This is a genomic window from Shinella sp. GW835-FHT14H05, assembly GCF_058793575.1.
Map to the genome: position 1 here is coordinate 663,151 of NZ_JBXAFY010000003.1, position 24,604 is coordinate 687,754.

The following is a 24,604-nucleotide window of genomic DNA, read 5'->3' on the forward strand; positions in this document are numbered from 1 at the left end:
CGAACGGCTGGCGGGCGGCTTGGTTCCAAGCGGCCGGAAAAGTTGCCCGTCAGCTTGCCCTCCTCAGCCTGCTTGGCGGCGGCCGTCGCGGCGGATCTGCGAGGGCGTGTCGCCGAAGGCGGCGCGGAAACGGCGGGTGAAGTGCGACAGGCTCTCGAAGCCGGTTTCGAGCGCGATCTCGATCAGCGGCTTGTTGGTGCGCACCACCATGTTGAGCGCCGCCGCCATGCGGATCTTCATGTAGATCGCGCTCGGCGAAGCGCCCATGTCGCTTTCGAACAGGCGTTCGAGCTGGCGGCGGGAGACGTTCGTCATGGTGGCGATGCTGTCGATCGACAGCAGGTCTTCGGTGTGCTGCTCCATCATCATGATGGCAAGGTGCACGCGGCGGTCGCGCGCTTCGAGGCCGAGCGGGTTGCGCGGCTGGAGGTCGGTGGCGTCGCGGCGGTGGCGGATCTGCAGGATTTCCAGCGCATTGCGCTCCGCCGCCTCGCCGACATGGTGGCGCACGAGGGTGGCTGCGAGATCGGCGACGCTGCTGCCGCCGGCACAGGTGGCGACCTTGCCGTCGAAGCGGAAGATCTGCTCCGACGTCGCCTCGATATCGGGAAAACGGCCGCGGAATTCGCGGTGGTGCAGCCAACTCACGCAGGCCGTGTGCCCCTTCAGCAGGCCGGCTTCGGCGAGGATGAAGCTGCCGGTACACAGGCCGATCAGCCCGACGCCGGCATTCGCCGCCTTGCGCAGATAGGCGAGCGCATAGCTGTCGATCGGCTCGTCGACCTTCAAGAGGCCGCCGACGACGGCGATATAGTCGAAACAGGAGGGATCGGCGAAGGGCGCGGTGGGGGCAACCTGGATGCCGCTCGACGAGGAGATGAAATTGCGCGTGCTGCTGAGCACGTCCCAGTCGCAATGGACGCGCCGGGAGCGGTCCTCGCTGTCGCTGGCCAGCCGCAGCGTATCCACGAACAGCGCGAAGGCGGAAAGCGTAAAGCTCTTCGACAAGATAAAGCCGACGCGCAACGCCTTGGGACTTGCGGCCCCGCTCACATCCTTCGACGTCCGAACATCCACCGCCATCCAGATCTCCCAGAGCGTTTTGCCGGACACGATCGTCGCGGGCAAGGACGGCTCACGACACAGCCATAGCAGATTTCCCCCGCTGGCTCCATTCCTTGCACCGACCTTTGTGCGTTCCGAAGCGGCCGCATTTGCCACCGCGGCGAGTCTGATGCAGGGTGGCCTCATCGACTTCGCCTCGGGAGGAACCGTGAGCACCGAACTCTTCGACCTGACGGGCAAACGCGCCCTCGTCACCGGCTCCTCGCAGGGCATCGGCCTTGCGCTCGCGCGCGGCCTTGCGGCGGCGGGCGCCGAAGTCATCCTCAACGGGCGCGATGCGGCGAGGCTGGCGGTAGCGGCGGAAAGTCTCGGGGCGAAACACACGCTCGCCTTCGACGCCACGGACCACGAGGTCGTGCGCGCGGCCGTCGATGGTTTCGAGGCGGAGGTCGGCACCATCGATATCCTGGTCAACAATGCCGGCATGCAGCATCGTACGGCGCTGGAGGACTTTCCGGCGGATGCCTTCGAGCGGCTGTTGAAGACCAATATCTCGACCGTCTTCAATGTCGGCCAGGCCGTGGCCCGGCACATGATCACGCGCGGCGCGGGCAAGATCATCAACATTGCGAGCGTTCAGACCGCGCTCGCCCGCCCCGGCATCGCGCCCTACACGGCCACCAAGGGCGCCGTCGGCAACCTCACCAAGGGCATGGCAGCCGACTGGGCGAAATACGGCCTGCAATGCAACGCGATTGCGCCCGGCTATTTCGACACGCCGCTGAATGCCGCCCTCGTCGCCGATCCCGCCTTCTCCGACTGGCTGGAAAAGAGGACACCGGCAGGCCGCTGGGGCAAGGTCGAGGAACTCGTCGGCGCCTGCATCTTCCTGTCCTCGAATGCCTCCTCCTTCGTGAACGGGCACATCCTCTATGTCGACGGCGGTATCACAGCCTCGCTTTGACCCTCTAGCGTGCGAATTTCCGCGCGCCGGCGACGCAGAGCACGATGGCAAGCGTGGTGACGACCATCAGCGGGCTGACCTTTTCGTGCAGCAGGAAGGCGGCGAGCAGCAGGCCGAAGAAGGGTTGCAGCAACTGTAGCTGCCCCACTGCGGCGATGCCGCCGAGCGCCAGGCCGCGATACCAGAAAACGAAGCCGATCAGCATGCTGAAGACCGAGACATAGGCGAGCCCCGCCCAGGCGCCGCCATCGATGCCGGCCCAGGTCTGCGGCAGCGAGATGAGCGCGATGATCGCCATCAGCGGCAGCGAGAGGATCAGCGCCCAGGAGATGACCTGCCAGCCGCCCAGCGTACGCGAAAGTTTCGCGCCTTCCGCATAACCGAGCCCGCATACTACGACCGCGGCGACCATCAGCAGGTCGCCGACAAGCGAGACCTCTGCGCCGGAATTGAGCGCGAAGCCGACCACCGTCGCGCTGCCGATGCCGGAAAACAGCCAGAACAGCGGCTTCGGCCGCTCTCCGCCCCGCAGCACGCCGAAGATCGCGGTCGCCAGCGGCAGAAGGCCGATGAAGACGATGGAATGGGCGGACGTGATATATTGCAGGGCCACCGCGGTCAGCATCGGAAAACCGACGACGACGCCCAGCGCCACGATCGTCAGCGAGAACAGCGCATCGCGCGAGGGTTTCGGCTGGCGCAGCGCCAAGAGAAGTGCCGCGCCCAGCAGCCCGGCGATGACGGCGCGCGCCGAGGTCAGGAACAATGGCGAAAAATCCGATACGGCCACACGGGTTGCCGGCAGCGAACCGCTGAAAATGATGACGCCGACGAGCCCGCTGCCCCAGCCTTCCATGGATGATTTCATAACACCTCGCATTCGCACCCTTCGTACATGCGTGGGGCTGGCGGAAACAGGAACGGAGCAGTACAATTTGAAAGAACTGTATGTGTTCAAGGACCAGTACAATGAAGGCAAACTTCGCGAGAGACGCTGCGGCGGGAACCCGGATTTCCGAGGTCGTGGCGGCGATCGGCGGCCGGATCGCCAGCCGCGCCCTGGCGCCCGGTGACCGGCTTCCCTCGATCCGGCGTTTTGCGGCGTCCATGGGGGTTTCGCCCTCCACCGTTGTCGAGGCCTATGATCGCCTCGCGGCGGAAGGGCTGATCCGGGCACAACGCGGGTCCGGGTTCTATGTCTCGAATGCGGGTCTGCATCCGCTGAAACTGGCGGAAGCGGAGACGCCGAAGGCGCGCGCGGTCGATCCCTTCTGGGTGTCGCGGCAATCGCTCGATGCTGATGCCGCGGTGCTGAAACCCGGTTGCGGCTGGCTGCCGGCGGACTGGATGCCGGACGAGGCGTTGCGCCGCGCGATCCGCAGCCTTGCCCGCAGCGACGGCGATTTGCTTTCCTATTACGGCAGCACGCGCGGATCTCAGGCGCTGCGTCGGCTCTTGCTCGGGCGGCTGGCGGAGGAAGGCATCGAGGCGGGGCCAGACCACCTGATGCTGACGAGCTCGGGCACGCAGGCGCTCGATCTGATCTGCCGCTTCCTCCTGCGCCCCGGCGATACGGTGCTCATCGACGACCCCTGCTACTTCAATTTCCAGGCCTTGCTGAAGGCGCATCAGGTGACGGTCGTCGGCGTGCCCTATACGCCATCGGGGCCGGATGTCGCGGCCTTCGAGACCGTGCTGAATGCCGTGCGGCCGCGGCTCTACATCACCAATTCGGCAATCCACAACCCGACCGGCGCGACCCTTTCGCCGCAGGTCGCCCATCGCCTGCTGAATGCCGCGGCGGGTGGCGAGACGATCCTCGTCGAGGACGACATCTTTACCGATTTCGAGCCGGAGCCGTCTACCCGGCTTGCGGCCCTCGACGGGCTCGACCGGGTCATCCGCATCGGCAGTTTTTCCAAGACGCTCTCGGCCTCGGCGCGTTGCGGTTACATCGCGGCGCGGCCGGACTGGATCGAGGGGCTGGTGGACTTGCAGATCGCCACGAATTTCGGCGGCCCGAGCCCGATGTCCAGCGAGATCATCGCGCATATGCTGGCCGGCGGCGGCTATCGCAAACATATGGAGGAGTTGCGACGCAAACTCGTGCGTGTCCGGCGCGAAACGGCCGACCGGCTGTCGCGGCTCGGTATCGAGCCGTGGCTTTCGCCGCGCGGCGGCTTCTATCTCTGGTGCCGGCTGCCGGAGGGGGTGGATTCCGGCGAGGTGGCGCAGGCCGCCGTTGCCGAGGGCGTTGTGCTCGCCCCCGGCAATGTGTTCAGCGTTTCGCAGAACGCCGCGGGCTTCATGCGCTTCAACGTCGCGCATACGCTGGAGCCCCGCGTCTATGACGTCCTTGCCGCCGTGCTGAAGCGCTAGCGCCGCTTGGCCAGCATGGAGCGCGACAGCACCACGACGAGGCCGATGAGGACCGTCGCGGCGATGAAGAGGAAGGCGGCGGCGGCGATCGCCGGGCTGATATTCTCGCGGATGCTGGAGAACATCTGCCGGGCCAGCGTTCGCTGGTTGGGGCCGGCAACGAAAAGCGTCAACACCACCTCGTCGAGCGAGGTCGCGAAAGCGAGCACGGCGCCGGAGAGCACGCCGGGCATGGCGAGCGGCAGTGTCACGCGGCGGAAGACCGTGATGGGCGCGGCACCCAGGCTTTGGGCGGCGAGTTCCACGCGCTCGTCAATGCCGGCCAGCGCGCCGGTAACGCTGACGATGACGAAGGGCACGGCGACAACCGTGTGGGCGATGATCACGCCCGCATAGCTGTTCGTCAGGCCGAAGCCGGCGAGCAGCACCTGCATGCCGACTCCGAGCACGACGGCGGGCACCACCATCGGCAGCAGGAAGAGCGTGCGCATCGAGCCGCGAAAGAAGATCAGCCGGTTGCGCAGGCCGAGCGAGGCCGCGGTGCCGAGCACGGTGGCGAGCAGCGTCGTGCCCGTGCCAATGATCAGGCTGTTGATGATCGCGCGGCGCCAGGCATCCGCCGTGAACAGTTCCTCGAACCAGCGCAGCGACCAGGACGGGATCGGATAGGTGAGGATGACGCTCGACGTGAAGGCGAGCGGCAGGATGGCGATGAGCGGGGCGACGAGAAAGAGGATCGTCAGCGTTGCGAAGGTGACTTTGGCGAGTTTCATCGGCATGGCCTAGCGCCTCCCCGGTTCGTCGCTGGAGAGCCGTGCATAGACGCTGTAGAGCAGCAGCGTGGCGACGAGCAGCACGACGCCGAGCGCGCCGGCCATGCCCCAGTTCGCAGAGCCCGTCGCGTAAAATGCGATGATCGAAGAAATCATCTGGTCGCCCGGCCCGCCGATCAGCGCCGGTGTGATGTAGTAGCCGATCGCTGAGATGAAGACGAGCAGGCTGCCGGAGGCGACGCCGCGCAGGCTCAAGGGAAGCAGCACGCGCAGGAACGCCCGCCAGGGCGGCGCGCCCAGCGACGCGGCCGCCGGCATCAGGTTCTTGGGGATGGTGATCAGCACCGAATAGATCGGCAGCACCATGAACGGCAGCAGCACATGGGTCATGGCGATGATGACGCCGGTGCGGTTGAAGATCAGCGGCAGCGGCGCGTTTATGAGGCCGATCGCGCGCAGGAGATCGTTGATGAGGCCCTGTTCCTGCAGCAGGATGAACCAGGCGGCGGTGCGCACCAGAAGCGAGGTCCAGAGCGGGAGAAGCACGGCGCCGAGCATCAGGTCACGCTTCCAGCCGTCGAGCGACGCCGCGATGATCGCATAGGGGAACCCGATACAGGCGCAGAAAAAGGTGACGAGGGCGGCGATCCAGAAGGTGCGCACGAGAATGACCCGGTTGACGGACTGGTCGGCGGGCAGGTGCTCGATATCGCCCGCGGCATTGCGGCCGAGATCGACGGCGGCGAGCAGGTTGCGGTCGGTGAGCGGCGACAGCGCATCGGCGATCGCCAGCCAGAATTCCGGCCTCTCCCAGCGCTTGTCGATGGAAACGAGGTCTGCGGGCGGGTTTTCGACGTCGTTAAGCGCACTCGTCGTCTTCGACATCAGCGTGCGGAAGCCGGAGCGGGCGCTGTTGAGGCGGCGCACCATGTCGCCGAGCGCCTGGTCGTCGTCGACGGCCTTCAGGTCCTCCATCAGCGCCGCCTGCATGGGCATGGTCGGCGGCGACTTGCGGTCCCAGTCCGGCAGCACCTGCGCGCTGCGGGGGAGCAGGCGCAGCACGGCCGGATCCGACACCGCCTGTGACATCATGCTGAACAGCGGCCAGACGAAGAAGCCGATGAGGAAGATCAGCAATGGCGCCAGCAGGATCAGCGAGCGCCCGGTGCGTGACGAGCCCGCGCTCATTGCGCGATGACCCGGCAGTCGCCGGCCGAAAAGGCCGCATAGACCCGCGTCCCCGGCGCGAATTCGCGCGAGCGGCGGCCGAGCTTGGCGATCAGCGGATGGGCGGCATTCTGCAGCTGCACGCGAAGATGATCGCCCTGGTAGACGGAATCGGTGACCTCCGTTTCCAGGCAGTTGCGCTGGTCGCCGCGCGTCTCGCTGAGATCGACCCGTTCCGGCCGAATGGAGAGCAGCACCGGCTGGCCGGAGGCGACGCTGCCGGACACGGCCGAGACGATCTGCGCGCCCGACGACAGCCGCACCGTCGCCTCCTGCCCCTGCACGCCCTCGACGACACCCTCGACCAGGTTCGTCTCGCCGATGAATTCCGCGACGAAACGCGTCGCCGGCTCGTCATAGACCTGCCGCGGCGTGCCGATCTGCTCGATCTTACCCTTGTTGAAGACCGCCACCCGATCCGACATGGTGAGCGCTTCCGACTGGTCATGCGTGACGAAGACGATCGTCAGCCCGAGCCTGCGGTGCAGGTCGCGGATATCGAGCTGCATCTGTTCGCGCAGCTGCTTATCGAGCGCGCCGAGCGGTTCATCCATCAGCACGACGCGCGGCTCGAAGACCAGCGCGCGCGACAGCGCCACGCGCTGCTGCTGGCCGCCCGAAAGCTGTGATGGCCGGCGATCGACGAAGGCCGACAGTTGCACCATGTCCAGCGCGCGGGTCACGCGCTGGGCGATTTCCGCCTTGCCAAGCCCGCGCATCTGCAAGGGGAAGGCGACGTTTTCGCCGACCGACATATGCGGGAACAGGGCATAACTCTGGAAGACGACGCCCATGTCCCGCTTGTGCGTCGGCACGTCGTTGATCGCCGTGCCGTCCAGCACGATGTTACCCGAGGTCGGCTGCTCGAAGCCCGCCAACATCATCAGGAGCGTCGTCTTGCCGGAGCCGGAGGGGCCGAGCAGGCTGACGAACTCACCCTTGCCGATGCCGAGATCGAGGTTTTCGACCACGCAGAGCGGGCCGTAGAATTTGGTGATGCGGTCGAAGCGGATGAATTCGGCCACGAAAGACTCCATCGCTAGAGGCGAAGGACACGTCCCTCGGGACCCCCGCGGGAACGCATCCGGCCAGACAGGAAGGGCGCCGGCGGCGCCCTTCGTCATGGATGTTCTTACTGGGCCAGCCAGGCGTTGAAGCGCTGGGTCAGTGTTTCGGCATTGTCGATCCAGAAATCGACGTTGAGCGCGATCGAGTCCGTCATGTTGGCGGGATCGGTCGGCAGGTCCTTGGCGAACTCCGCCGGGACCTTGGCAGCCGCATCCTTGTTCGGAAGGCCGTAGGCGACGAATTCCGGCAACTTCGCCTGGTGCTCGGGCAGGCTCGCAAAGGCGATGAAGTCCTGCGCGGCGTCCTTGTTTTCGGCGTCCTTCAGCACGACCCAGCTATCGACGGCATAGATGCTGCCGGGGAAGACGACCTTGAAGTTCTTGCCTTCCGTGCGGTTGATGCCAGTGATGCGGCCGTTATATGCGGACGTCATGGCCACTTCGCCGGAGGCGAGGAACTGCAGCGGCTGGGCGCCCGATTCCCACCAGACGATGTTCGCCTTCAGCTCGTCGAGCTTCTTGAAGGCACGCTCGACGCCTTCATCCGTGCCGAGCACGTCGTAGAGTTCGTCCTTCGACACGCCATCGGCGAGCAGCGCGAATTCCAGCGTGTATTTCGGCCCTTTGCGCAGCGCGCGCTTGCCGGGGAATTTTTCGACATTCCAGAAATCCGCCCAGGAGGCCGGGCCTTCCTTCAGCTTGTCGCCGTCATAGGCGATCGCCGTGGACCAGACGATGGCGCCGACGCCACAGTCGTTGACGGCGCTGTCGAGGAACTTGTCCTTGCCGCCCATCTTGTCCCAGTCGATTTTTTCATAGAGGCCGTCGGCACAGCCGAGCGCCAGCTCTTCGGCTTCCACCTGCACGGCATCCCAGTTCGGCGCGCCGGCCTTGACCTTCGACTGGATGACGCCGATGCCGCCATCCCAGGCTTCGTCGAGCACCGGCTTGCCGGACTTTTCCGCGAAGGGCTTGAAGTAGATGTCGCGCTGCGCATCCTGATAATTGCCGCCCCAGGAGACGACGGTCAGGTCGCGGGCGAAAGCCGGCAAGGCAAGGCTTGCAGACAGCAGGATTGCCGCGGCGGCAAGAACACCCGATTGAATCTTCGTTTTCATGACATTCCCCTTTTCTTCGTTTGTGAAGGAACCGGTGTGATGCCGGCCCCGATGACGAACTCCTGCGGACTGCTCGCACCACCCTCGCCTTTGGCGTATCGGCGGTTTTGCAGCCTCTCCGGCCGTCGCGCCCTTTCCCCGGGGCGTTTCCAGCCGATTGATGCATTCCGGTCCCTGCCGGTCAACGGGATTTTTCCCGCGATTGACAGGCGTCAGACGTGTTGCCCTCCGTTGATGTGGATTTCCGCGCCGTTGATGTAGGAGGACGGCTCGGTGCACAGGAAATAGATGGTCTCCGCGACTTCGCGTGGTTCGCCCAATCTCCCCATCGGCACTTCCGCCGCCACCAGCGCGTCCGTTCCGGGCGACAGGATCGAGGTTTCGATTTCACCCGGCGCAATCGCATTCGCCCGCACGCCGCGTTTGCCGAATTCATGCGCCATCTCGCGCGTCAGCGAGCCGAGGGCCGCCTTCGACGCTGCATAGGCGACCCCCGCGAAGGGATGAACGCGCGTTCCGGCGATCGAGGTGACGTTGACGATCGAGCCCTTCGCCGCTTCGAGCTCCGGCATGAGAGCGCGGGCGATCAGCGCCGTCGAGACGACATTGACATTCAGCACATGCGTCCAGACATCCGCATCCGTGCCCATCACGCCGAGGCGGCTCTTTTCCGGGCCTTTCGGCGAAATGCCGGCATTGTTGACGAGCGCATGCAGCCGGCCGTTCGGCAGGCGCTCGCGCACGGTCGCCGCCAGCCGGTCGATCTGGCTGAGATCGGCAAGGTCGGCCTGGATATGGCTTTCGCGGGCCGATGGCCAGGCGCAGTCTTCGGAGAACGGCTGGCGGGAGACGGTGAGGATGCGCCAGCCCTTCGACTGGAACAGCTTGACCGTCGCGTGGCCGATACCGCGGCTCGCCCCGGTCAGCAGCATGGTGCGGCGTTCTTCGGTCATGCGCCCAGTCTCCTTTGATGCTTGATGCATCGTAATTGGCGGTTTTCGAAATGCAAGCCTTCTTTTTAAAGCTCAAGCCCGGCGAACCTTGCGCTCCGTGCCGCGCTCGATGCGTTCGAGGATCGGCTTGCCGCCGAGCAGGATATCGTCGACGATCGCCATCGAAGCGGCGGCCGGGTCATGCCGTTTCAGCGCTTCGACGACCGGATAGTGATGGTCGATCATCGCACGTCCGCCTTCTATATAGGCATCGGAAATGTTCGGTCCCATCTGTAACCAGAGCCGCCGCAGGATGGTGTTCAGCACCGGAAGCCCGGCGATCTGCGGCAGCATGAAGTGAAAAGCCTGGTTGAGCTGCGTGCCTCTCAGCCGGTCGCCGGCCGCGATAGCCTGCTCGTTTTCAAGCAAAATGCCTTCCAAGGCCCTGATATCCGCGCTGGTCGCCACTTGCGCGGCCGTCTCTGCCGCAAGCCCCTCCAGCCGCACGCGGATCGCCCGGATTTCCCGGTAGCGGCTTTCGCTCATTTCGGGAATGCGGATGTCGCGCGGCGAGCGGAAGGTGATCGCCTCGTCATTGGCAAGGCGGAGGATGGCGTCGCGGATCGGGGTCACGCTGGTGCCGAACTGTTCCGCCAGGTCGCGGATCTTCAGCCGGTCGCCGGGCTGGAACCGTCCCTGCATGAGGGCATCGCACAGTGCGCCATAAACGACGCAGTTGAGGTTCTCATGGTCCAGTGTGGTGAATTCAGGCATGGAACTGGTCCGCAAAATCGACTAATAAGATACTTGATGCATCTTTTTCGGCGTGTTTCAAGGTGAACGTCGAGGAAATGCGGAAAACCGCGCCAACGGAGCCACTATGACGAAACCAGCGCCCGCCGCCAAGAAGGCCGATTCCATGTCGGCGACGTGGAGCCCGACAGCACTCGCAGATGCCGAAGCCGCGGTGCTGAGTGTCTATGGCCAGAGCGGCACAATCAAGCGGCTTTCCAGCGAGCGGGACGAGACCTTTCTCTTCACCCGCGCGGATGGGACGGATTTCATCCTGAAGATCGCTAATCCCGCCGAGGACCCGGCGGCGCTGGAATTCCAGGATGGCGCGCTGTTGCATCTCGCCTGCGCAGCACCTGCCGTGCCGGTGCCGCGGCTGGTGCTGACGACGGACGGCGCACCGAGCCACACGCTTTCCACCGCCGACGGCCCGCGCATCATGCGCCTGCTCACCTTCCTCGGCGGCGAATTGCAGTACCGCACGCCGGCCACCGAGGCGCAGAGCCGCAATGTCGGCCGCGCGCTCGCCGAGCTGGGGCGGGGCCTTGAGGACTATGACGGGCGCCCGCCGGCGGGCAAGCTGATGTGGGACATCTCCCACACGCTCGATCTCGCCGCCGTCGTCGATCACGTCGCGCCGGAGCGCCGGGCGCAGGCGGAGGCCGTGCTTGCCGAATTCGAGCGCGCGCTTCCCACCATTGCCGGGCTCCGGCGCCGCCAAATCATCCACAACGATTTCAACCCGCACAATATCCTGCTCGATCCGGCGGCTCCAACCACGGTCGTCGGCATCATCGATTTCGGCGACATGGTGCACGCGCCTCTCATCAACGATCTCGCCGTCGCGCTCTCCTATCATCTCGCGACGGAGAACTGGGCGGCGCGGATCGGGGCGTTCCTTGAAGGCTTCCTGTCCGCCCGCGCGCTGGAGCCGGCAGAGGTCAAGCTTCTGCCGCTCCTCACCCGGTCGCGGCTGGCGATGTCGATCATCATCGCAGAATGGCGGTCCGCACGGTTTCCGGAAAACCGCGACTACATCATGCGCAACCACGCCACCGCCTGGTGCGGCCTGCAAAACATATCCGATCTGACGCCGGCCGGGCTGAAGCAGCTCGTGCCCAACCTTTCCGAGGGCTGAATCATGTCGATGGTAAATGCGTTTTCGCGAGCCGATTTCGAACGGCTGGACGAGACCGAGCGGGCGCTCATCGCGCGCCGTGAAAAGGTGCTCGGCCCCGCCTACCGCCTGTTTTACGAGAAGCCGCTGCATCTGGTGCGCGGCGAAGGCGTCTTCCTCTATGATGCGGCCGGCGAAAAATATCTCGACGCCTATAACAATGTCGCCTCGCTCGGCCATTGCCATCCGCGCGTGGTGGAGGCGATCACCAGGCAGACCGCCGTGCTCAACACGCACACGCGCTACCTGCACGAAGGCATCATCGACTATGCCGAGACGCTGACCGCCACGTTTCCGGAAGCCCTCAGCCAGGCCATGTTCACCTGCACCGGCAGCGAGGCGAACGACCTTGCCGTGCGCATCGCCCGCCACGTCACCGGCGGCACCGGCATCATCGCGACGGAGCTCGCCTATCACGGCCTGACGAGCGCGGTGGCGGAGTTTTCACCCTCGCTCGGCGAATCCGTGACGCTCGGCCCGCATGTGCGCACCGTGCCCGCGCCGGACAGCTATCGCCATTCGCCGGACGAGGTGATGGAAAAGTTCGGCCGCGATGTTGCGGCGGCCATCGCCGACCTGAAGCGCCACGGCATCAAGCCGGCCATGCTGATCACCGACACGATCTTTTCGAGCGACGGCATCTTCGCCGGCCCGAAGGGCTTCCTGAAACCGGCGGTGGACGCAATCCATGCGGCCGGCGGCCTGTTCATTGCCGACGAAGTGCAGCCTGGCTTCGGCCGCACCGGGGAAGCCATGTGGGGCTTCGAGCGCCATGGCGTCGCCCCCGACATGGTGACGATCGGCAAGCCGATGGGCAACGGCTACCCGATGGCCGGCATCGTGCTGCGCCCGGAGGTCATTGCCGATTTCGGTCCGCGGGCGCGCTACTTCAACACGTTCGGCGGCAATCCGATCGCTGCCGCTGCCGGCAAGGCCGTGCTCGACGCGATCCGCATCGAAGGCCTGCAACAGAATGCGCTGGATGTCGGCCAGTACGTGATGGACGGCCTCCGAAGCCTCTCCCATCCGGCGATCGGCGACGTGCGCGGTTCCGGCCTGTTCATCGGCGTCGAGATAGTTGCCGACCCGGCGGCAAAAAGCCCCGACGCGGCGCTGACGACCCGCATCGTCAACGGCCTGCGCGAGCGCCGCATCCTGATCAGCGCCTCCGGCCCCAACGCCAATGTCCTGAAAATCCGCCCGCCGCTGGTCTTCTCCCGCGAGAATGCTGACCTGCTGGTGGATGCGCTGGGCGACGTGCTGAAGGGGCTCTGAACGCAAAAAAGCCGAGGCTGCGTTGGCAGCCTCGGCTTTCGATTGATGTCAAAAGGCTCAGACGAGCGCGGTGACCTGGATTTCGACCAGCAGTTCCGGGGCCGCGAGGCGGGCTTCCACGGTGGCGCGGACCGGCAGGTTGTCCTTGTCGACCCACTGGTCCCAGACTTCGTTCATTTGGCTGAAATGGGCGATGTCGCGCAGCCAGATATTGGCGCTGATCAGCTTGGCCTTGGACGAGCCGGCCTCGGCCAGCAGGCCGTCGATCGTCGCAAGAATGTCGCGGGTCTGGGCAACCGTGTCGGTGCCGTCGCCGGTGACGCCGGCGGTGGTGACGATGCCGTTGACGACGACGGCCTGGCAGAAGCGCGCGCCGGGCTTGATACGCTTGATCATGAAAGGTCTCCCATTGTTGTGATCAGAGAATGGTCTTGCCGAAAGCCGACAGGATGAAATTGGCGCATTCCGCACCGATCGGCGATGGCAGCGCGGCATCAATGCCGGAAATGCTGAGCGAGCGCAACTTGCCGCTGAGCGCTGCCATCTCCATCGCCGAATGGGTCTCACGCACCGTGATGCCGTCAATGCCGCCGCTCCAGTCGGACATGTCGGTGGCCGTCGGCGAATAGCAGAGATGAAAGCCGCGCGTGCCGGCGCAGACCAGAGCGATGGCCTCGCGCATCGCCTGGCGCAGCCCCACGGCATCGATTTCCGCCATGGTGAAGACCCGCATGCGGGATGCCTTCAGCGCCGCGACCTCTTCCGGTGCGGCATTGCGCAGGCCGATCAGCACGATGTTTTCCGGTGCGACATGCGGCGGCAGGCGGGTGAGCATGCGGCGCAGCACGGCGTTTTCCGCCGGCGCCTCCGCGCCCTCGTCCGGCATCATCGCGGCATCGGAATCGATCCAGATCATGCCCAGTGCATCGTGCCGGCGGCCCGCCTCCTGCACGAAACGAATGACATCGCGCCGGCGGGCGCACACGGAGAGCGCCAGCGCATTTTCACCGGTGCCCTTTTCGAAGCCCAGTTGTTCGATGCGCTCGGCAATGTTCTGCACGACGACCAGCGCGCCGCCGATCGCATCCGTCTCGATCGCGAAGGTCCTCGCCTCGCCCGCCTCCTGCACATCCCGCATCGGAACCTTCTCCACATATTCGGACGTCATCACCGTCAGCAGCGCGCCGTAATTCATGCGGAAGCTGACATTCTCGCCGACAGCCAAGGGCGGTTCGGCCTCGGTGAGATCGAGCACCAGATGGTCGCTGGAGGCGCCGAGCACGCGCACGCCCGGCCGCGTCGGGATCAGCCCTTCGGCGATCACATCCTCGCGGCCGATATTGGCGATGCCGCGCAGCCGGTCGCCCTCGTCGATGAAGACCGGCACATTGCCGAAAGCGTCGATTCCGGAAAGGCCGATCGGCATGGAGGGTTTCGTCTTGACCTCAAGAAGCTCGCCGGTGAGTTCGAAGGCATCGCGGTTGAGCGCCTCCCAGGGATCGGTCAGGAACGTATCGCGCCCGCCCTGCAGGATGGCCTCGCCGATGCGCAGGTTGTTCACGCCGTTCGGCATGCCGCCGGCGAGCAGCAGGGGAAGCGGCGTGATGCCGGCTTGACGGCAGAGGTCCACGACGGTCCGGGCATTCTTTTCGATGCGGGCGAGGTCGATCGAGATTTACGGGTCGGACATCGCGTCAGTTCCTTTAGAGCACGCCCGCCGTATCGATCTCCGGCTTGCGGCCAGATACCAGATCGGCGACCAGTCTTCCCGAACCGCAGGCCATGGTCCAGCCGACATGGCCGTGGCCTGTATCGAGGAAGAGGTTTTCGTAGCGCGCGCCATGCACCGGCACGGAACCCGAGATCATCGGCCGGAGGCCCGACCAGAACACGGCCTTTTTCTCATCGATCGCGCCGGGGAAGAGATCGTGCGCCGTGCGGAGGTGGTGAGGGCCGCGGGCGAGGCCCAGGCGGTAGAATCGCCCGGCGAGATTAGGCCGGCATTGCTCTGGCTCGTGCCGCGCGCCACATCCTCGTGCCGTTCCAGCACGGTCACGTCATGGCCGTCCTTCGACAAATACCAGGCCGCAGCGGTGCCGACGACACCGCCCCCCAGAACCACTATTTTCACGTCTTCCCCCTAGCGTTAACGGCTGACTGCGCCCTGCTTGAACGTCGGCGCGAAGCCGCCCGAATCCCGTCGTTGAAGCGGATGATGCGCACCACCTCCTCGAATTTTTCACAGGACTGCCGCCACACCGAACCGGGCCAAACCAGTTACGCTGAGGCGTCGAGCGGCCGGTAGAGCGCCGTATAGAGCGTGCCGTAGCCGCGCCCGTAAGAGGTCTGGTAGAGCGGCGGGTGGCGGAACCCCGCAAGCGCGCGCTGCGTATCGGCGGCACCGGCCAACGACTTCTCCACCGCCGCTTCGCTCTCAACCGGCGAGCGCTATCGCCGTCCGTTTCCTGTCCATAGGCGCCGGGCGGCCAAGGTGATATCCCTGCGCCTCCACACAACCCTCGATGCGCAGGAATGCCAGCTGCTCTCCGGTCTCGACGCCCTCTGCCAGAACTGGAATGCCGAGGCTCCGGCCCAACGCAAGCACGGAGCGGACGATCGCCCGCGCTTCCGAGCTGTGCTCCGCATCCCGCGTGAAGCAGCCGTCGATCTTGATCTTGTCGAAGGGAAAGCTGCGCAGCGTATCGAAGGAGGAATAGCCGACACCGAAATCGTCGATCGACAGGCTGACGCCGAGCGCTTTGATCTGGCGCAGGACATGCAGCGCCTTCGCCTTGTCGGCGATGAAGGTCGACTCCGTGATTTCGAGATCCAGCCGCTCTGGCGGAAGCCCTGTTTCCATGAGGACGTTCTGCAGCAGGCCCGGTATATCGGCATTGATGAATTGAACCGGCGAAAGATTTACGGCGATCCTGTGCGGCAGCTCCCACGTTGTTGCCTCCGCGCAAGCCGTGCGCAGCACCCATTCGCCGATCGCGATAATATGGCCGGTTTCCTCGGCGATCGGAATGAAGACCGCGGGCGAAATGTAGCCCTCCCGCGGATGTCGCCAGCGCAACAGCGCTTCGTAGCCGACGGCCTCGCCGGTAGCGACGCATTTCTGCACCTGATAGTGCAGCGCGAACTGCCCGAGGTCCAACGCCCGGCCGAGATCCTGCACGAGGGCATAGCGTTCCAGGATCGCACGCTCCATCTCTGCTTCGTAAAAGGAGATGCGATGCGTAAGGTCGGTCTTGGACTGGTACATCGCCACATCCGCATGACAGATCAGCCCTTCGCGATCGGCCGCGTCGTCTGGATAGATCGCGACCCCGATGCTTGCGGCACTCGCCAGATCCGTGCTGCCTATGCGCAGCGGAGCGGTTAGTGCCGCGTCGAGACGGGCGAGGAAAACCTCGAGCTGAGATCGCTCTTCGAAACGCTTCACAGCCATGAATTCATCACCACCGATCCTTGCGATGAATTCCCCCTCCTCCAGCAACGCGGCCAGCCGCCGGCCGATCGTGCCGAGAACGTCATCCCCCGCCTTGTGGCCATGCACGTCGTTGATCTCCTTGAAGCGGTCGAGATCGATGCCGATGACTGCGACTTTCAGGCCCGTCCGGGTTGCCGCCGCCAACTCGCTGTCGAGATGGTCGAGGGCGCTGGGGCGGTTCGGCAGGCCAGTCAGCGTATCGTGTAGAGCGAGTTGCCTGAGGCGCTTCAGCGTCTCTTGCGAAGTCTGCTCGTCGATGAGGTAGCTGATGGCGCCGGAACCCGCCACGAGCATGCCGACGCCCACGACGGCGAAAGCCGCAAGCGCCGAGGATGCCGCCGAATTTTCGGCGGCTGCGGCCGGCGTCACCGTGATTGCTGCCATACCGGTAAAATGCAGGCTGACGACGGTGAGCACAAAAAGCCCGACGGGCAGCAGGCCGGCATTCTTCACGAGGGGTTTTACCGCTTGTCGAAACGTCAACGCCCCGAGCAAAACTGCGAAAATCAGCGAGAGCAGGATGTAACCGGCTTCCCATTCGATCGTGCCCTCGATGCGGAAGGCGAACATGCCGCTGTAATGCATTGCAGAGATTGCAAGGCCGACGATGGCCCCGCCCAGTTCCGGTGCTGCGCGCAGCGACGGGGAGAGTGCCAGCCACAGGCCGTAGGTCGACCCGGCCACTGCGACGAAGAGTGAGACCATCGTCCACGCCGGATCGAAGGTTATGGGCGCGCCTGCGTCATAGGCGACAACGGCGATGAAATGCATGCACCAGATCGAAGAGCCCGCCGCCTGCGAGGCCAACAGCACCCAGCCCGCGCGCTGCCTCCCCTCTCGCGCCTGTGCCTGCCGAAACAGGCGGAACGTCACCCAGCTTCCGGCGATACCGACGAGGAGGGCAAGCAGGACGAGCCATAAATTGTGCTCGACCACCAGGCACGAAATGACACGCATTCAAATACCCCGGAGACGGGCGGCGCGAACGCATAACGCGTGTATTCGCGTTAAATTCCGCACGCCTAGCGAGAACCAAGAATGTGCAAAACTCTCTAAAATTCGGCTAGCGGTTATGGTTAATACGAAGATGCACTTTTTGAGTGCAATCCCGAATTGGGTCAGGTCCAAGCGTAGCGCACGATATGGAAGAAAACGGGGGCTGCGAAGACGAGGCTGTCGGCGCGGTCGAGCATGCCGCCGTGGCCCTCGATCATGTGGCCCCAGTCCTTCACGCCGCGATCTCGCTTGATGGCCGAGGCGACGAGGCCGCCGAAGAAGCCCATGATGCAGGCGAGCCCCGCAAGGGCACCCGCTTCGAGCGGCGAAAACGGCGTCAGCCAGTAGAGGCCGGCGCCCAGCGCCGAGGCGCTCAAAATGCCGCCGAGCAGGCCTTCCCAGGTTTTGGACGGCGAGACATTGGGCGCGATCTTGTGGCGTCCGAAGAGCTTTCCAAAAATGTATTGCAGCACGTCGCTGCCCTGGACGGTGGCGATCAGGAAGGCGATCAGGAGCAGGCCGCGGCCCTCGTTGCCGGGAATGGGCAGCGTCACCAGCGCCGGAACATGGCTGATGCAATAGACCGACAGCATGATGCCCCATTGCTGCTCGCTGACCCGTTCGAGGAAGCGGGACGTGTCACCGCGAATGGCGGTGAGCGCCGGCATGGCAAGGAAGCAGTAGACCGGCACGAAGATCGAATAGAGCCCGTACCAGTCGATCCAGATCAGGTAATACTGCGCCGGAATGACGATCAGGAACATGCCGAGCAGCGTCCAGCGGTCGGCGTGGCGGGTGTTGGTGAGGGTGACGTATTCGCGAAGGGCCGCGAAGGAGACGAAGGCGAAAAGCAGGATGACGCCGCCCGTGCCGAACAGAAAGGCGATGCTGATGCCCGCCACCATGATCCACCACGCCTTGATGCGCGCATTGAGATTGTCGAGCGTCGCCGGTAGGGGTTTTTCGCTGCGGTAGGACAGCACACCGGCGACGAGGCTTGCCGTTACGAGCACGGCGACGAGGCCCAGGAAGAGGCGGGTGGTGTCGTCGCTCATCGGTGAACATCCTTTTGCGGCGCGAGCAGGAGTAGGGACTGGCGGGCGCGATCGAGAAAGACCTTACGGTCCTCTCCCTCTCCCAAGGTGAGCGGCGCGCCAAAAACGACGCGGCAGAGCAGCGGCACCGGCAGCACCGCGCCCTTTGGCAGCACGCGCGACATGTTCTCGATCCAGCAGGGAACGAGCTCGACATCCGGCCGGGCGAGCGCGAGATTGTAGAGGCCGGAGCGGAAGCGCAACAGCGGTTCCTCCGTCATGTTGCGCGTGCCCTCGGGGAAGAAGATCAGGGATTCGCCGGCCGCAAGCGCATCGAGCATCACCTGCATCGGATCGGCCGTGCGCTCCACCCAGTTGCGCTCGACGAGGACCGTGCGCAGCAGTTTTTTCGCGATGACGCGGCGGACGGGGCCGGCATTCCAGTAGTCGGCGCCGGCGACGGCGGCGGTGCGGGCACGCTCGCCGGGCGGCAGGCAGGTGGAGACGAGGATGAAATCGCCATGGCTTGCATGATTGGCGAAATAGATGCGCTGCCGGCCGGTCGGCGCCGATCCGGCCCAGATCGGCCGTACGCCGGTGACGATGCGGGCAAGGCCGGCAAGGGCTGCGCCGGACACGACTTGCAGCACGGAGGCGCCGCCGCCGCTCAGCATAGGCAGGCTCCATCCGTAGAGTCGATGAGCAGGATGGCGTAAAGCGCCACGGCGATGAGCAGCGATATGCGTTGCAGCCAGAGGAGCCGGCGGCAGCCTGCTAGGCGGGTGGCCAAAGGTGCCGATGCGCCGTCACGGGTGCGAAGCTCCATGCGGGCTAGCACGCCGTCCATTGCGGCGAGGCCAACCGCCTCCTCGTCATGCGACCCGGCGAGCCGGAACAGCGCGGCGTCGAACAGCAGGTGGACCGACAGGGCGAGCGGCACCAGGCAGAAGGCGAGCAGCAGCCACCAGGCGAGCGGCGCGGCAAAACCATGGGCACCGGCCGTCGGTGGAGCGATGGCGAGGATCAGCAGGGCCACCGCCCCGCCAATGAAACCATTGCGCCGCAGGCGGCGGGTCGCATCGGCCGTCACCGCGGTCCATTCGGTCATCGCGCGGCCTCTTCGATGACACCATAGGTTTCGAGCGCGATATGCACCGGACGCTCTGTGGCCTTGATCTGGGCGACGGCCGCGGCGCCGCCGGTCGCAAGGCCCGACCGGATCAGCCAGCAGGCCGCGACGACGACGCTGCGCTGGAAGCCGAGCGCGCAGCAGATGAGGACCGGGCCGTGCCGCCGGGCTTCCTCCACCGCAAGGGCCGCTTCGCGGATGCGCGCGGCCGAGACGGGAAGCAGGTCGAGCGTCGGGAAGGCATGCCAGGCGAGGCCGGGGGCCACGACGCCCGGCAATTCGGCCGTCATATCGATGACAGCGGCATAGGTTGCGAGTTCCTCACGGTTTGGAACCCGGCCGAGGAAGACGCCGTCCGCGATCTCCACTGCCGCCGGAAGCCGCCGCGTCCACCACCGGACATTGGCACGCGCGCCGAGCCGGTAGGGCAAGAGCAGCCAGCGGCTCGCAAGGCTGATGCGGCCATCCGCTCGCTTCTGGAAGACGCCGACACCGGCGCCGGCAAAACCGGTCGCGACGATGGCGAGTGCGAGGGACGGCCAGAGCAACAGCAGACCTGCTCCCGAATCGAGCGTCGCGAGCACAGTCAAAACGAGGAAGGCCGCGGCGCCGGCGGCATAATAGGTCGCGAGGCGCCACGCCTTGGCATCGTCTGTCCGGCGGAAGCCGGCGAGCGGCGAAGGTTTTTCCGCGGGGAAAAGCCAGAGCGCGAAGAGGCCGAGCAGCGCGCCGGTCGGGATGTCGATGGCGTGGTGCTGCCAGGTGGTCAGCACGGAAGCGCCGATCAGCAGGCTCCAGACATGCCACAGCGCGAGCGCCTTGCCGCGCAGCCGCACGCGCCAGTGATCCCAGATGATGACGAGCAGCGCGATGTGCAGCGACGGCGCCTGGTTGAACGGCTTGTCGAAGCCGCCGAGCACATCGAACATGAAGCCGGGCAGCCCATCCGTCTCGGGCCGCACGAAGATCGCCTGCAAGGGAAAGGCGATGAAGCAGAGGACGGCGACGACCTGCGCCGTCAGATACCGCCGCGCCAGCCGGCCGACCTCCGTCGGTGTGTCGTTGACGAAGAGCGAGAGCGCGTAGAAGGCGTTGATCGACCAGTAGGGCAGGATCGTCCAAGCGATGAAGGGAATGTGGTTTTCCCAGCCGAAGGCGAGGTTCGGCACGTCGGTCTTCTGCGAGGCAAGCCAGTTCGCCGTGCCGTAGGTCAGGTAGAAGAACGGTGCCAGAAAGACGAGCCACAGGGCAGCTGCGCGGAAAACCGCGCGGCGGTCGACGGCTGGAACGGATGCGACGCCCTCCCCCATGCTCGCCTCAGACGCGCTCGGCCAGCGACACGGTGAAGATGCCCCATTTGTCGATGCGCTGCTCGATCTTGCGGAAGCCGGCGGCAGCGACGAGTTGGTCCATTTCCTGCTGGGTGCGCCGGCGCATGATCCAGGCCTCGCCGCCGCGATGCGAGGTGAGCGCCCGGGCGATCATTTCGAGCTGCGGGTGCCAGGGCTGGCCGGTATAGATGAGCAGCGATCCCGGCTCCAGCGCCCGCGCCAGGCCGGCAAGCGAGGTTTCGATCAGGGCATTGTCCGGGAAGAGTTCGTAGAGGCCGGAGACGATGGCGAGTGTCGGCCGCGGCTCGGTGGCCGCCAGTCCCTCCCCGTCGAAAGCATCGGCGCGATGGAAGGCGGCGATGTCCCGCAAGCCGCGCTCGGCAATCAGCGCCGTGCCCTTCTCCACGTTGATCGGCGAATAATCCTGCAGGCGGATATTTTCCGGCTTGGCCTCGGATGCCGCCACCGCATCGAGCACGTAGCGCCCGTGGCCGGCGGCGATGTCGAGCACGCGCAACGGCTTACCCTCCGCCTTGAGCCGCGACAGTGCCGTGCCGATCAGCTCTTGCAGATGGACCTTCCGCTGTCGGATGCCGCGCCAGCCGATCGCATCGAGGAATTGCCGGTCGATCAGCCGGCCGCCAGGGCCGAGCCCGCGCGCCTCGTCCTCATAGACATAATCCAGCGTCGAGCCGGAATCGAAGCCGGTCTTCACGCCCGTCTCGATGCCCTTGGAGAACAGGCCGCCAAAGCGGATCGAGGCGCGCGTCATCGCCCAATAGAGCCCGCGCGCGGAAAACAACGAAAGCGGCGTCGCCAGCCGGTCGGCCTCGTCGCGGGTATAGCCGAAAAGATGCGCCTGCCGGACATCCGCCACCACCGGCGGCTCGGCAAAACGGGCGGTGAGGAAGGCGCGCACTTTCTCCAGCGCATTGGCCCGGTCCTTTTCCCCGAGCGTGTCGTGATAGAAGCCGGGCAGGACGTGGCGTTCCTTGACCGTGCTGCCGAGATTTTCGAAGAAGCGATGTTGCGGCGCATGGCGCACGACGAAGTCGCTGCCGGAGATGAGGAGCTGCGTCGGCACCGTGATGGCGCGCGCATCGGCGACCACCCGGTCGGCAGCCTCGTACAGTTCCAGCAGGATATTGGAGGCGATCGGGCGGGTGATCAGCGGGTCGCTCTCGAAGGAGGCGATGCGCGCGGGATCATGCGTCAGGAAACGCGCCTTGACGTAGGAATTGACGAAGAACGTGCCCTTGAGCTTCTGCCAGAGCGCGATGCCCTCCTTGGCGAAGGGCACGTAGAGCTTCACATCGAAGGCCGGCGAGGCGAGCACCAGCGCGCGGATGTGCGGCGCATAATCGTGCACCCAGGTGGACGCCAGCACGGCGCCGACGCTCTGGGCGACGACGGCGATCTGATGCGTCGCGAAACCGCCGGTCTCGCTGATATGGCGCACGAAGCAGTCGAGATCGCGCACCGAATGGGCAAAGGACGGGGAATAGCCACGTTCACCGGGCGACCGGCCGTGGCCGCGGGCATCCCAGGCGTAGAATGCGAAATCGTCGAGCCCGAGTTCCTCGACGAGATGCGCCACCCGGCCGCCATGCTCGTGGCCGCGGTGCAAAAGCACGATCGCGCCCTTCGCAGTGCCGGAACGGGCGGGCCAGGCGCGGTAGAAAAGCTCCACGCCATCATGGCTCGCAAACGCCTTCTCGATCATTCTGTCCCTCTCCCATGCAAAGCTCACCCCACCTATACGGATGAGACGCCATGTTTGCAGTTGATTTCATGGCGTTGCGTCTGCATTTGTTGAGCGCAATCGAGCGGATTCGAGCTTTCATGTCGATCTATAAACTGAAATCGTCCTTCCAGAATATGCTTCGCCCGCTTGTCGGCCGGCTGGCGGCCATGGGCGTCACCGCCAACCAGGTGACGCTGATCGCCGCCGTCGTCTCGGTGGCGATCGGCGCACTCCTCGTCGTGAACCCCGCGCCCGCGCTCTTCGCGCTCGTGCCGGTCTGGATGTTCCTGCGCATGGCCTTCAATGCGGTGGATGGCATGCTGGCCCGCGAGCACGGCCAGAAGAGCCCGCTCGGCGGTTATCTCAACGAGATTACCGATGTGGTTTCCGATGCCGCGCTCTACATCCCCTTCGCGCTGGTGGCGCCGTTTTCTCTGCCGTGGTTCATGGCCATCGTCTTCCTCGCGACGCTGACGGAATTTGCCGGCGTGCTCGGCGTCGCCCATGGCAACGGGCGCAGCTACGAGGGGCCGATGGGCAAGAGCGATCGCGCGCTTCTCTTCGGCGCGCTCGGGGCGCTGGTCGCGGGTTTCGGTACGCTGCCGGCCTGGACATGGCATATCCAGCCGATGGCCTGCGTGCTGCTCGTCTGGACGGTGGTCAATCGCGTGCGGGCGGGGCTTACCGAGGCTTAGCGTCCGAACCGGCGCGGTGTCGGCCGGCCGGTCACCTGGTCCCAATGTTCGTCGGCGCGCCGCTCGAAGGTCGCCGCATCGCGGGCGTCGCTCTGGTAAAAGCTGCCGCGCGACACGTCCGGTGCATAGGCCTGATCGCTCCAGCCGCGCCCGTCATCGTGCGGAAAGGCATAACCGACATGGCCGAGGGCGGCCGCACCCTTGTAGTGCGCATCACGCAGATGCATCGGCACGGAGGACGGGGCCTCCTTCGCCACATGGGCGAGTGCCAGCGAAATGCCGCGGCAGGCGGAATTGGATTTTGGCGCCCGCGCGACGTGCAGTGCTGCATGGGCCAGGATGATCTGCGCCTCGGGATAGCCGATCTTCTCTACCGCATGCAGCGCCGCGACCGCCGTCTGGAGCGCCGTGTTATCGGCAAGGCCGACATCCTCCGAAGCATGGATCATGATGCGGCGGGCAACGTAACGCGGGTCTTCCCCACCATGGATCAGCCGGGCGAGCCAGTAGAGCGTCGCATCGGGGTCGGAGCCACGCATCGACTTCACGAAGGCCGAGACGACGTCGTAATGCGCGTCGCCCGACCGGTCGTGGTTGACGGGCGCTGCCGCATAGGCCTCCTCGATCATCGCCTCGGTGATGACGACCGGCTTGCCCGGCGCGTGCCCGACCGCGAGGCTTTCCAGCACCGTCAGTGCCCGGCGCGCGTCACCCCCGGAGCGTCCCGCGATACGGCGCAGCATGGCGGGCTCCAGCACCACCGCGATGTCGCGCTGCGCCAGATGGCTGAGGCCGCGGCGCACGACCTCTTCCATTTCCTCGATGGCGAGCGGCTCCAGCTTGAGGATGGTCGAGCGCGAGATGAGTGCGGGTGTCAGCGTGTGGTAGGGATTGCCGGTCGTGGCCCCGATGAAGTCGGCGACGCCTTCCTCGCAGAGTGCCAGCAGATGGTCCTGCTGCGTCGCGCTGAAGCGGTGCACCTCGTCCGCAAACAGCAGCGTCGGGCGCATGCGCGCCTCGTCGGCGATCTTGCGAATGTCGGCGACGTTGTTGTGCGCGGCGTGCAGCGGGCGGAAATTCTTGCCCAGCATATTGCCGATGGCGCGCGCGATGGAGGTCTTGCCGAGGCCCGGCGGGCCGTAGAGGATGATGCTGCCGAGCCGGCCGGCCGCGATGCGTCGCCGCAACATCGATCCCTCGCCGATGATCTTCTCCTGCCCGATCACGTCGTCCAGCGTCGCCGGGCGCAGTTCGGCCGCAAGTGGCATAGAGCCGGTGCGCGGTGCGGCGTCGAAAAGATCGGTCATGGGATCCCCCGTCGAAAGGTTTGTCCGTCGACCGGGCGCGAAAAAGCCCGCTCCGGCCGGATGACGTTCGTCTATCGGCCGGAGCGGGCAGGGTCAAATGCCAGGT

The 24,604-nt window shown here is 65.5% G+C and carries 24 protein-coding genes and 1 pseudogene; 5 read left to right on the forward strand and 20 right to left on the reverse strand.

The window, feature by feature from the left end:
- Positions 1-63: 63 nt before the first annotated feature.
- Positions 64-1,128 (reverse strand): GlxA family transcriptional regulator, encoded by a 1,065-nt coding sequence (locus tag AC1Q6Z_RS14275; protein WP_369431632.1) that lies wholly within the window; start codon positions 1,126-1,128, stop codon positions 64-66.
- A gap of 145 nt (positions 1,129-1,273) precedes the next feature.
- On the opposite strand from AC1Q6Z_RS14275, the gene AC1Q6Z_RS14280 reads away from it, so the two are divergent.
- Positions 1,274-2,029: an SDR family oxidoreductase gene (locus AC1Q6Z_RS14280; protein ID WP_492648295.1), complete on the forward strand. Its 756-nt coding sequence runs from the start codon at positions 1,274-1,276 to the stop codon at positions 2,027-2,029.
- 4 nt (positions 2,030-2,033) lie between these two features.
- On the opposite strand, the gene AC1Q6Z_RS14285 is transcribed toward AC1Q6Z_RS14280, so the two are convergent.
- Positions 2,034-2,897, reverse strand: coding sequence for a DMT family transporter (locus AC1Q6Z_RS14285; protein ID WP_492648296.1), 864 nt, complete (start codon positions 2,895-2,897; stop codon positions 2,034-2,036).
- A 101-nt stretch (positions 2,898-2,998) separates the two neighbouring features.
- Here AC1Q6Z_RS14285 and AC1Q6Z_RS14290 point away from each other — a divergent pair, with 101 nt between their 5' ends.
- On the forward strand, positions 2,999-4,408 hold the full coding sequence (locus AC1Q6Z_RS14290; RefSeq protein WP_492648297.1) for an aminotransferase-like domain-containing protein: 1,410 nt from the start codon (positions 2,999-3,001) through the stop codon (positions 4,406-4,408).
- Here AC1Q6Z_RS14290 and AC1Q6Z_RS14295 read toward each other — a convergent pair.
- From AC1Q6Z_RS14295 to AC1Q6Z_RS14320, 6 genes are all read right to left on the reverse strand, one after another.
- Positions 4,405-5,187, reverse strand: a complete 783-nt coding sequence (locus AC1Q6Z_RS14295; protein ID WP_256116898.1) for an ABC transporter permease — start codon at positions 5,185-5,187, stop codon at positions 4,405-4,407. The genes AC1Q6Z_RS14290 and AC1Q6Z_RS14295 overlap by 4 nt on opposite strands.
- A 3-nt stretch (positions 5,188-5,190) precedes the next feature.
- The gene (locus AC1Q6Z_RS14300; RefSeq protein ID WP_256116900.1) at positions 5,191-6,369 is read right to left on the reverse strand and encodes an ABC transporter permease; all 1,179 of its coding nucleotides are present in this window, start codon (positions 6,367-6,369) and stop codon (positions 5,191-5,193) included.
- Complete coding sequence (locus AC1Q6Z_RS14305) at positions 6,366-7,445, reverse strand: ABC transporter ATP-binding protein (protein ID WP_492648298.1); 1,080 nt, start codon at positions 7,443-7,445, stop codon at positions 6,366-6,368. Before AC1Q6Z_RS14305 ends, AC1Q6Z_RS14300 begins: the two co-directional genes overlap by 4 nt.
- A gap of 95 nt (positions 7,446-7,540) precedes the next feature.
- Positions 7,541-8,593 carry an ABC transporter substrate-binding protein gene (locus AC1Q6Z_RS14310; protein ID WP_435265963.1) on the reverse strand — a complete coding sequence of 351 codons (1,053 nt, stop codon included), beginning with the start codon at positions 8,591-8,593 and terminating at the stop codon, positions 7,541-7,543.
- A 212-nt stretch (positions 8,594-8,805) separates the two neighbouring features.
- Complete coding sequence (locus tag AC1Q6Z_RS14315; RefSeq protein ID WP_256116904.1) at positions 8,806-9,546, reverse strand: SDR family NAD(P)-dependent oxidoreductase; 741 nt, start codon at positions 9,544-9,546, stop codon at positions 8,806-8,808.
- A gap of 72 nt (positions 9,547-9,618) precedes the next feature.
- Positions 9,619-10,299, reverse strand: a complete 681-nt coding sequence (locus AC1Q6Z_RS14320) for a GntR family transcriptional regulator (RefSeq protein WP_492648299.1) — start codon at positions 10,297-10,299, stop codon at positions 9,619-9,621.
- Between the two features lie 106 nt (positions 10,300-10,405).
- Between AC1Q6Z_RS14320 and AC1Q6Z_RS14325 the strand changes: the two genes are divergently transcribed.
- Both AC1Q6Z_RS14325 and AC1Q6Z_RS14330 read left to right on the forward strand, forming a co-directional pair.
- A complete protein-coding gene (locus AC1Q6Z_RS14325) occupies positions 10,406-11,455 on the forward strand; it encodes a phosphotransferase (RefSeq protein WP_492648300.1) in 1,050 nt (349 codons plus the stop codon).
- Positions 11,456-11,458: 3 nt separating this feature from the next.
- Positions 11,459-12,769 carry an aspartate aminotransferase family protein gene (locus AC1Q6Z_RS14330; protein ID WP_492648301.1) on the forward strand — a complete coding sequence of 437 codons (1,311 nt, stop codon included), beginning with the start codon at positions 11,459-11,461 and terminating at the stop codon, positions 12,767-12,769.
- Between the two features lie 57 nt (positions 12,770-12,826).
- On the opposite strand, the gene AC1Q6Z_RS14335 is transcribed toward AC1Q6Z_RS14330, so the two are convergent.
- The 11 genes and pseudogenes from AC1Q6Z_RS14335 to AC1Q6Z_RS14385 all read right to left on the reverse strand — a co-directional run bounded on the left by AC1Q6Z_RS14335 (position 12,827) and on the right by AC1Q6Z_RS14385 (position 22,475).
- Entirely contained in the window at positions 12,827-13,165 is a 339-nt protein-coding gene (locus AC1Q6Z_RS14335; RefSeq protein WP_435265959.1) for a RidA family protein, read from the reverse strand.
- Positions 13,166-13,187: 22 nt separating this feature from the next.
- Positions 13,188-14,399 (reverse strand): arginase family protein, encoded by a 1,212-nt coding sequence (locus AC1Q6Z_RS14340; protein ID WP_492648302.1) that lies wholly within the window; start codon positions 14,397-14,399, stop codon positions 13,188-13,190.
- Between the two features lie 73 nt (positions 14,400-14,472).
- Positions 14,473-14,697 (reverse strand): annotated as a pseudogene (locus AC1Q6Z_RS14345) (FAD-dependent oxidoreductase); the annotation flags it as partial.
- Positions 14,634-14,900: an FAD-dependent oxidoreductase gene (locus AC1Q6Z_RS14350; protein WP_492648303.1), complete on the reverse strand. Its 267-nt coding sequence runs from the start codon at positions 14,898-14,900 to the stop codon at positions 14,634-14,636. The pseudogene AC1Q6Z_RS14345 and the gene AC1Q6Z_RS14350, both read right to left, overlap by 64 nt.
- A 146-nt stretch (positions 14,901-15,046) precedes the next feature.
- On the reverse strand, positions 15,047-15,190 hold the full coding sequence (locus tag AC1Q6Z_RS14355) for a hypothetical protein (RefSeq protein ID WP_492648304.1): 144 nt from the start codon (positions 15,188-15,190) through the stop codon (positions 15,047-15,049).
- Between the two features lie 13 nt (positions 15,191-15,203).
- Positions 15,204-17,219, reverse strand: a complete 2,016-nt coding sequence (locus AC1Q6Z_RS14360; protein WP_492648305.1) for a putative bifunctional diguanylate cyclase/phosphodiesterase — start codon at positions 17,217-17,219, stop codon at positions 15,204-15,206.
- Between the two features lie 161 nt (positions 17,220-17,380).
- Complete coding sequence (locus AC1Q6Z_RS14365) at positions 17,381-18,313, reverse strand: phosphatidate cytidylyltransferase (protein WP_492648306.1); 933 nt, start codon at positions 18,311-18,313, stop codon at positions 17,381-17,383.
- The gene (locus tag AC1Q6Z_RS14370) at positions 18,310-18,966 is read right to left on the reverse strand and encodes a lysophospholipid acyltransferase family protein (protein WP_492648307.1); all 657 of its coding nucleotides are present in this window, start codon (positions 18,964-18,966) and stop codon (positions 18,310-18,312) included. Before AC1Q6Z_RS14370 ends, AC1Q6Z_RS14365 begins: the two co-directional genes overlap by 4 nt.
- Positions 18,960-19,400 carry a hypothetical protein gene (locus AC1Q6Z_RS14375; protein WP_492648308.1) on the reverse strand — a complete coding sequence of 147 codons (441 nt, stop codon included), beginning with the start codon at positions 19,398-19,400 and terminating at the stop codon, positions 18,960-18,962. The genes AC1Q6Z_RS14370 and AC1Q6Z_RS14375 overlap by 7 nt, the downstream gene beginning before the upstream one ends.
- Positions 19,397-20,731: a phosphatase PAP2/dual specificity phosphatase family protein gene (locus AC1Q6Z_RS14380; protein ID WP_492648309.1), complete on the reverse strand. Its 1,335-nt coding sequence runs from the start codon at positions 20,729-20,731 to the stop codon at positions 19,397-19,399. Before AC1Q6Z_RS14380 ends, AC1Q6Z_RS14375 begins: the two co-directional genes overlap by 4 nt.
- Positions 20,732-20,738: 7 nt before the next feature.
- On the reverse strand, positions 20,739-22,475 hold the full coding sequence (locus AC1Q6Z_RS14385) for a bifunctional alpha/beta hydrolase/class I SAM-dependent methyltransferase (RefSeq protein WP_492648310.1): 1,737 nt from the start codon (positions 22,473-22,475) through the stop codon (positions 20,739-20,741).
- Positions 22,476-22,594: 119 nt separating this feature from the next.
- Here AC1Q6Z_RS14385 and AC1Q6Z_RS14390 point away from each other — a divergent pair, with 119 nt between their 5' ends.
- Positions 22,595-23,191 (forward strand): CDP-alcohol phosphatidyltransferase family protein, encoded by a 597-nt coding sequence (locus tag AC1Q6Z_RS14390; RefSeq protein ID WP_492648311.1) that lies wholly within the window; start codon positions 22,595-22,597, stop codon positions 23,189-23,191.
- On the opposite strand, the gene AC1Q6Z_RS14395 is transcribed toward AC1Q6Z_RS14390, so the two are convergent.
- Positions 23,188-24,498 (reverse strand): replication-associated recombination protein A, encoded by a 1,311-nt coding sequence (locus tag AC1Q6Z_RS14395; RefSeq protein ID WP_492648312.1) that lies wholly within the window; start codon positions 24,496-24,498, stop codon positions 23,188-23,190. The genes AC1Q6Z_RS14390 and AC1Q6Z_RS14395 overlap by 4 nt on opposite strands.
- Positions 24,499-24,604 lie beyond the last annotated feature (106 nt).

Excerpts from the sequence above, each read along its gene's own strand:
- AC1Q6Z_RS14315 (WP_256116904.1), bottom strand. The coding sequence starts at position 9,546 with ATGACCGAAGAACGCCGCACCATGCTGCTGACCGGGGCGAGCCGCGGT.
- AC1Q6Z_RS14385 (WP_492648310.1), bottom strand. The coding sequence starts at position 22,475 with ATGATCGAGAAGGCGTTTGCGAGCCATGATGGCGTGGAGCTTTTCTAC.
- AC1Q6Z_RS14375 (WP_492648308.1), bottom strand. The coding sequence starts at position 19,400 with ATGACCGAATGGACCGCGGTGACGGCCGATGCGACCCGCCGCCTGCGG.
- AC1Q6Z_RS14395 (WP_492648312.1), bottom strand. The coding sequence starts at position 24,498 with ATGACCGATCTTTTCGACGCCGCACCGCGCACCGGCTCTATGCCACTT.
- AC1Q6Z_RS14290 (WP_492648297.1), top strand. The coding sequence starts at position 2,999 with ATGAAGGCAAACTTCGCGAGAGACGCTGCGGCGGGAACCCGGATTTCC.
- AC1Q6Z_RS14285 (WP_492648296.1), bottom strand. The coding sequence starts at position 2,897 with ATGAAATCATCCATGGAAGGCTGGGGCAGCGGGCTCGTCGGCGTCATC.
- AC1Q6Z_RS14335 (WP_435265959.1), bottom strand. The coding sequence starts at position 13,165 with ATGATCAAGCGTATCAAGCCCGGCGCGCGCTTCTGCCAGGCCGTCGTC.
- AC1Q6Z_RS14295 (WP_256116898.1), bottom strand. The coding sequence starts at position 5,187 with ATGCCGATGAAACTCGCCAAAGTCACCTTCGCAACGCTGACGATCCTC.
- AC1Q6Z_RS14305 (WP_492648298.1), bottom strand. The coding sequence starts at position 7,445 with ATGGAGTCTTTCGTGGCCGAATTCATCCGCTTCGACCGCATCACCAAA.
- AC1Q6Z_RS14320 (WP_492648299.1), bottom strand. The coding sequence starts at position 10,299 with ATGCCTGAATTCACCACACTGGACCATGAGAACCTCAACTGCGTCGTT.
- AC1Q6Z_RS14380 (WP_492648309.1), bottom strand. The coding sequence starts at position 20,731 with ATGGGGGAGGGCGTCGCATCCGTTCCAGCCGTCGACCGCCGCGCGGTT.
- AC1Q6Z_RS14360 (WP_492648305.1), bottom strand. The coding sequence starts at position 17,219 with ATGCGTGTCATTTCGTGCCTGGTGGTCGAGCACAATTTATGGCTCGTC.
- AC1Q6Z_RS14310 (WP_435265963.1), bottom strand. The coding sequence starts at position 8,593 with ATGAAAACGAAGATTCAATCGGGTGTTCTTGCCGCCGCGGCAATCCTG.
- AC1Q6Z_RS14325 (WP_492648300.1), top strand. The coding sequence starts at position 10,406 with ATGACGAAACCAGCGCCCGCCGCCAAGAAGGCCGATTCCATGTCGGCG.
- AC1Q6Z_RS14370 (WP_492648307.1), bottom strand. The coding sequence starts at position 18,966 with ATGCTGAGCGGCGGCGGCGCCTCCGTGCTGCAAGTCGTGTCCGGCGCA.
- AC1Q6Z_RS14390 (WP_492648311.1), top strand. The coding sequence starts at position 22,595 with ATGTCGATCTATAAACTGAAATCGTCCTTCCAGAATATGCTTCGCCCG.
- AC1Q6Z_RS14330 (WP_492648301.1), top strand. The coding sequence starts at position 11,459 with ATGTCGATGGTAAATGCGTTTTCGCGAGCCGATTTCGAACGGCTGGAC.
- AC1Q6Z_RS14365 (WP_492648306.1), bottom strand. The coding sequence starts at position 18,313 with ATGAGCGACGACACCACCCGCCTCTTCCTGGGCCTCGTCGCCGTGCTC.
- AC1Q6Z_RS14300 (WP_256116900.1), bottom strand. The coding sequence starts at position 6,369 with ATGAGCGCGGGCTCGTCACGCACCGGGCGCTCGCTGATCCTGCTGGCG.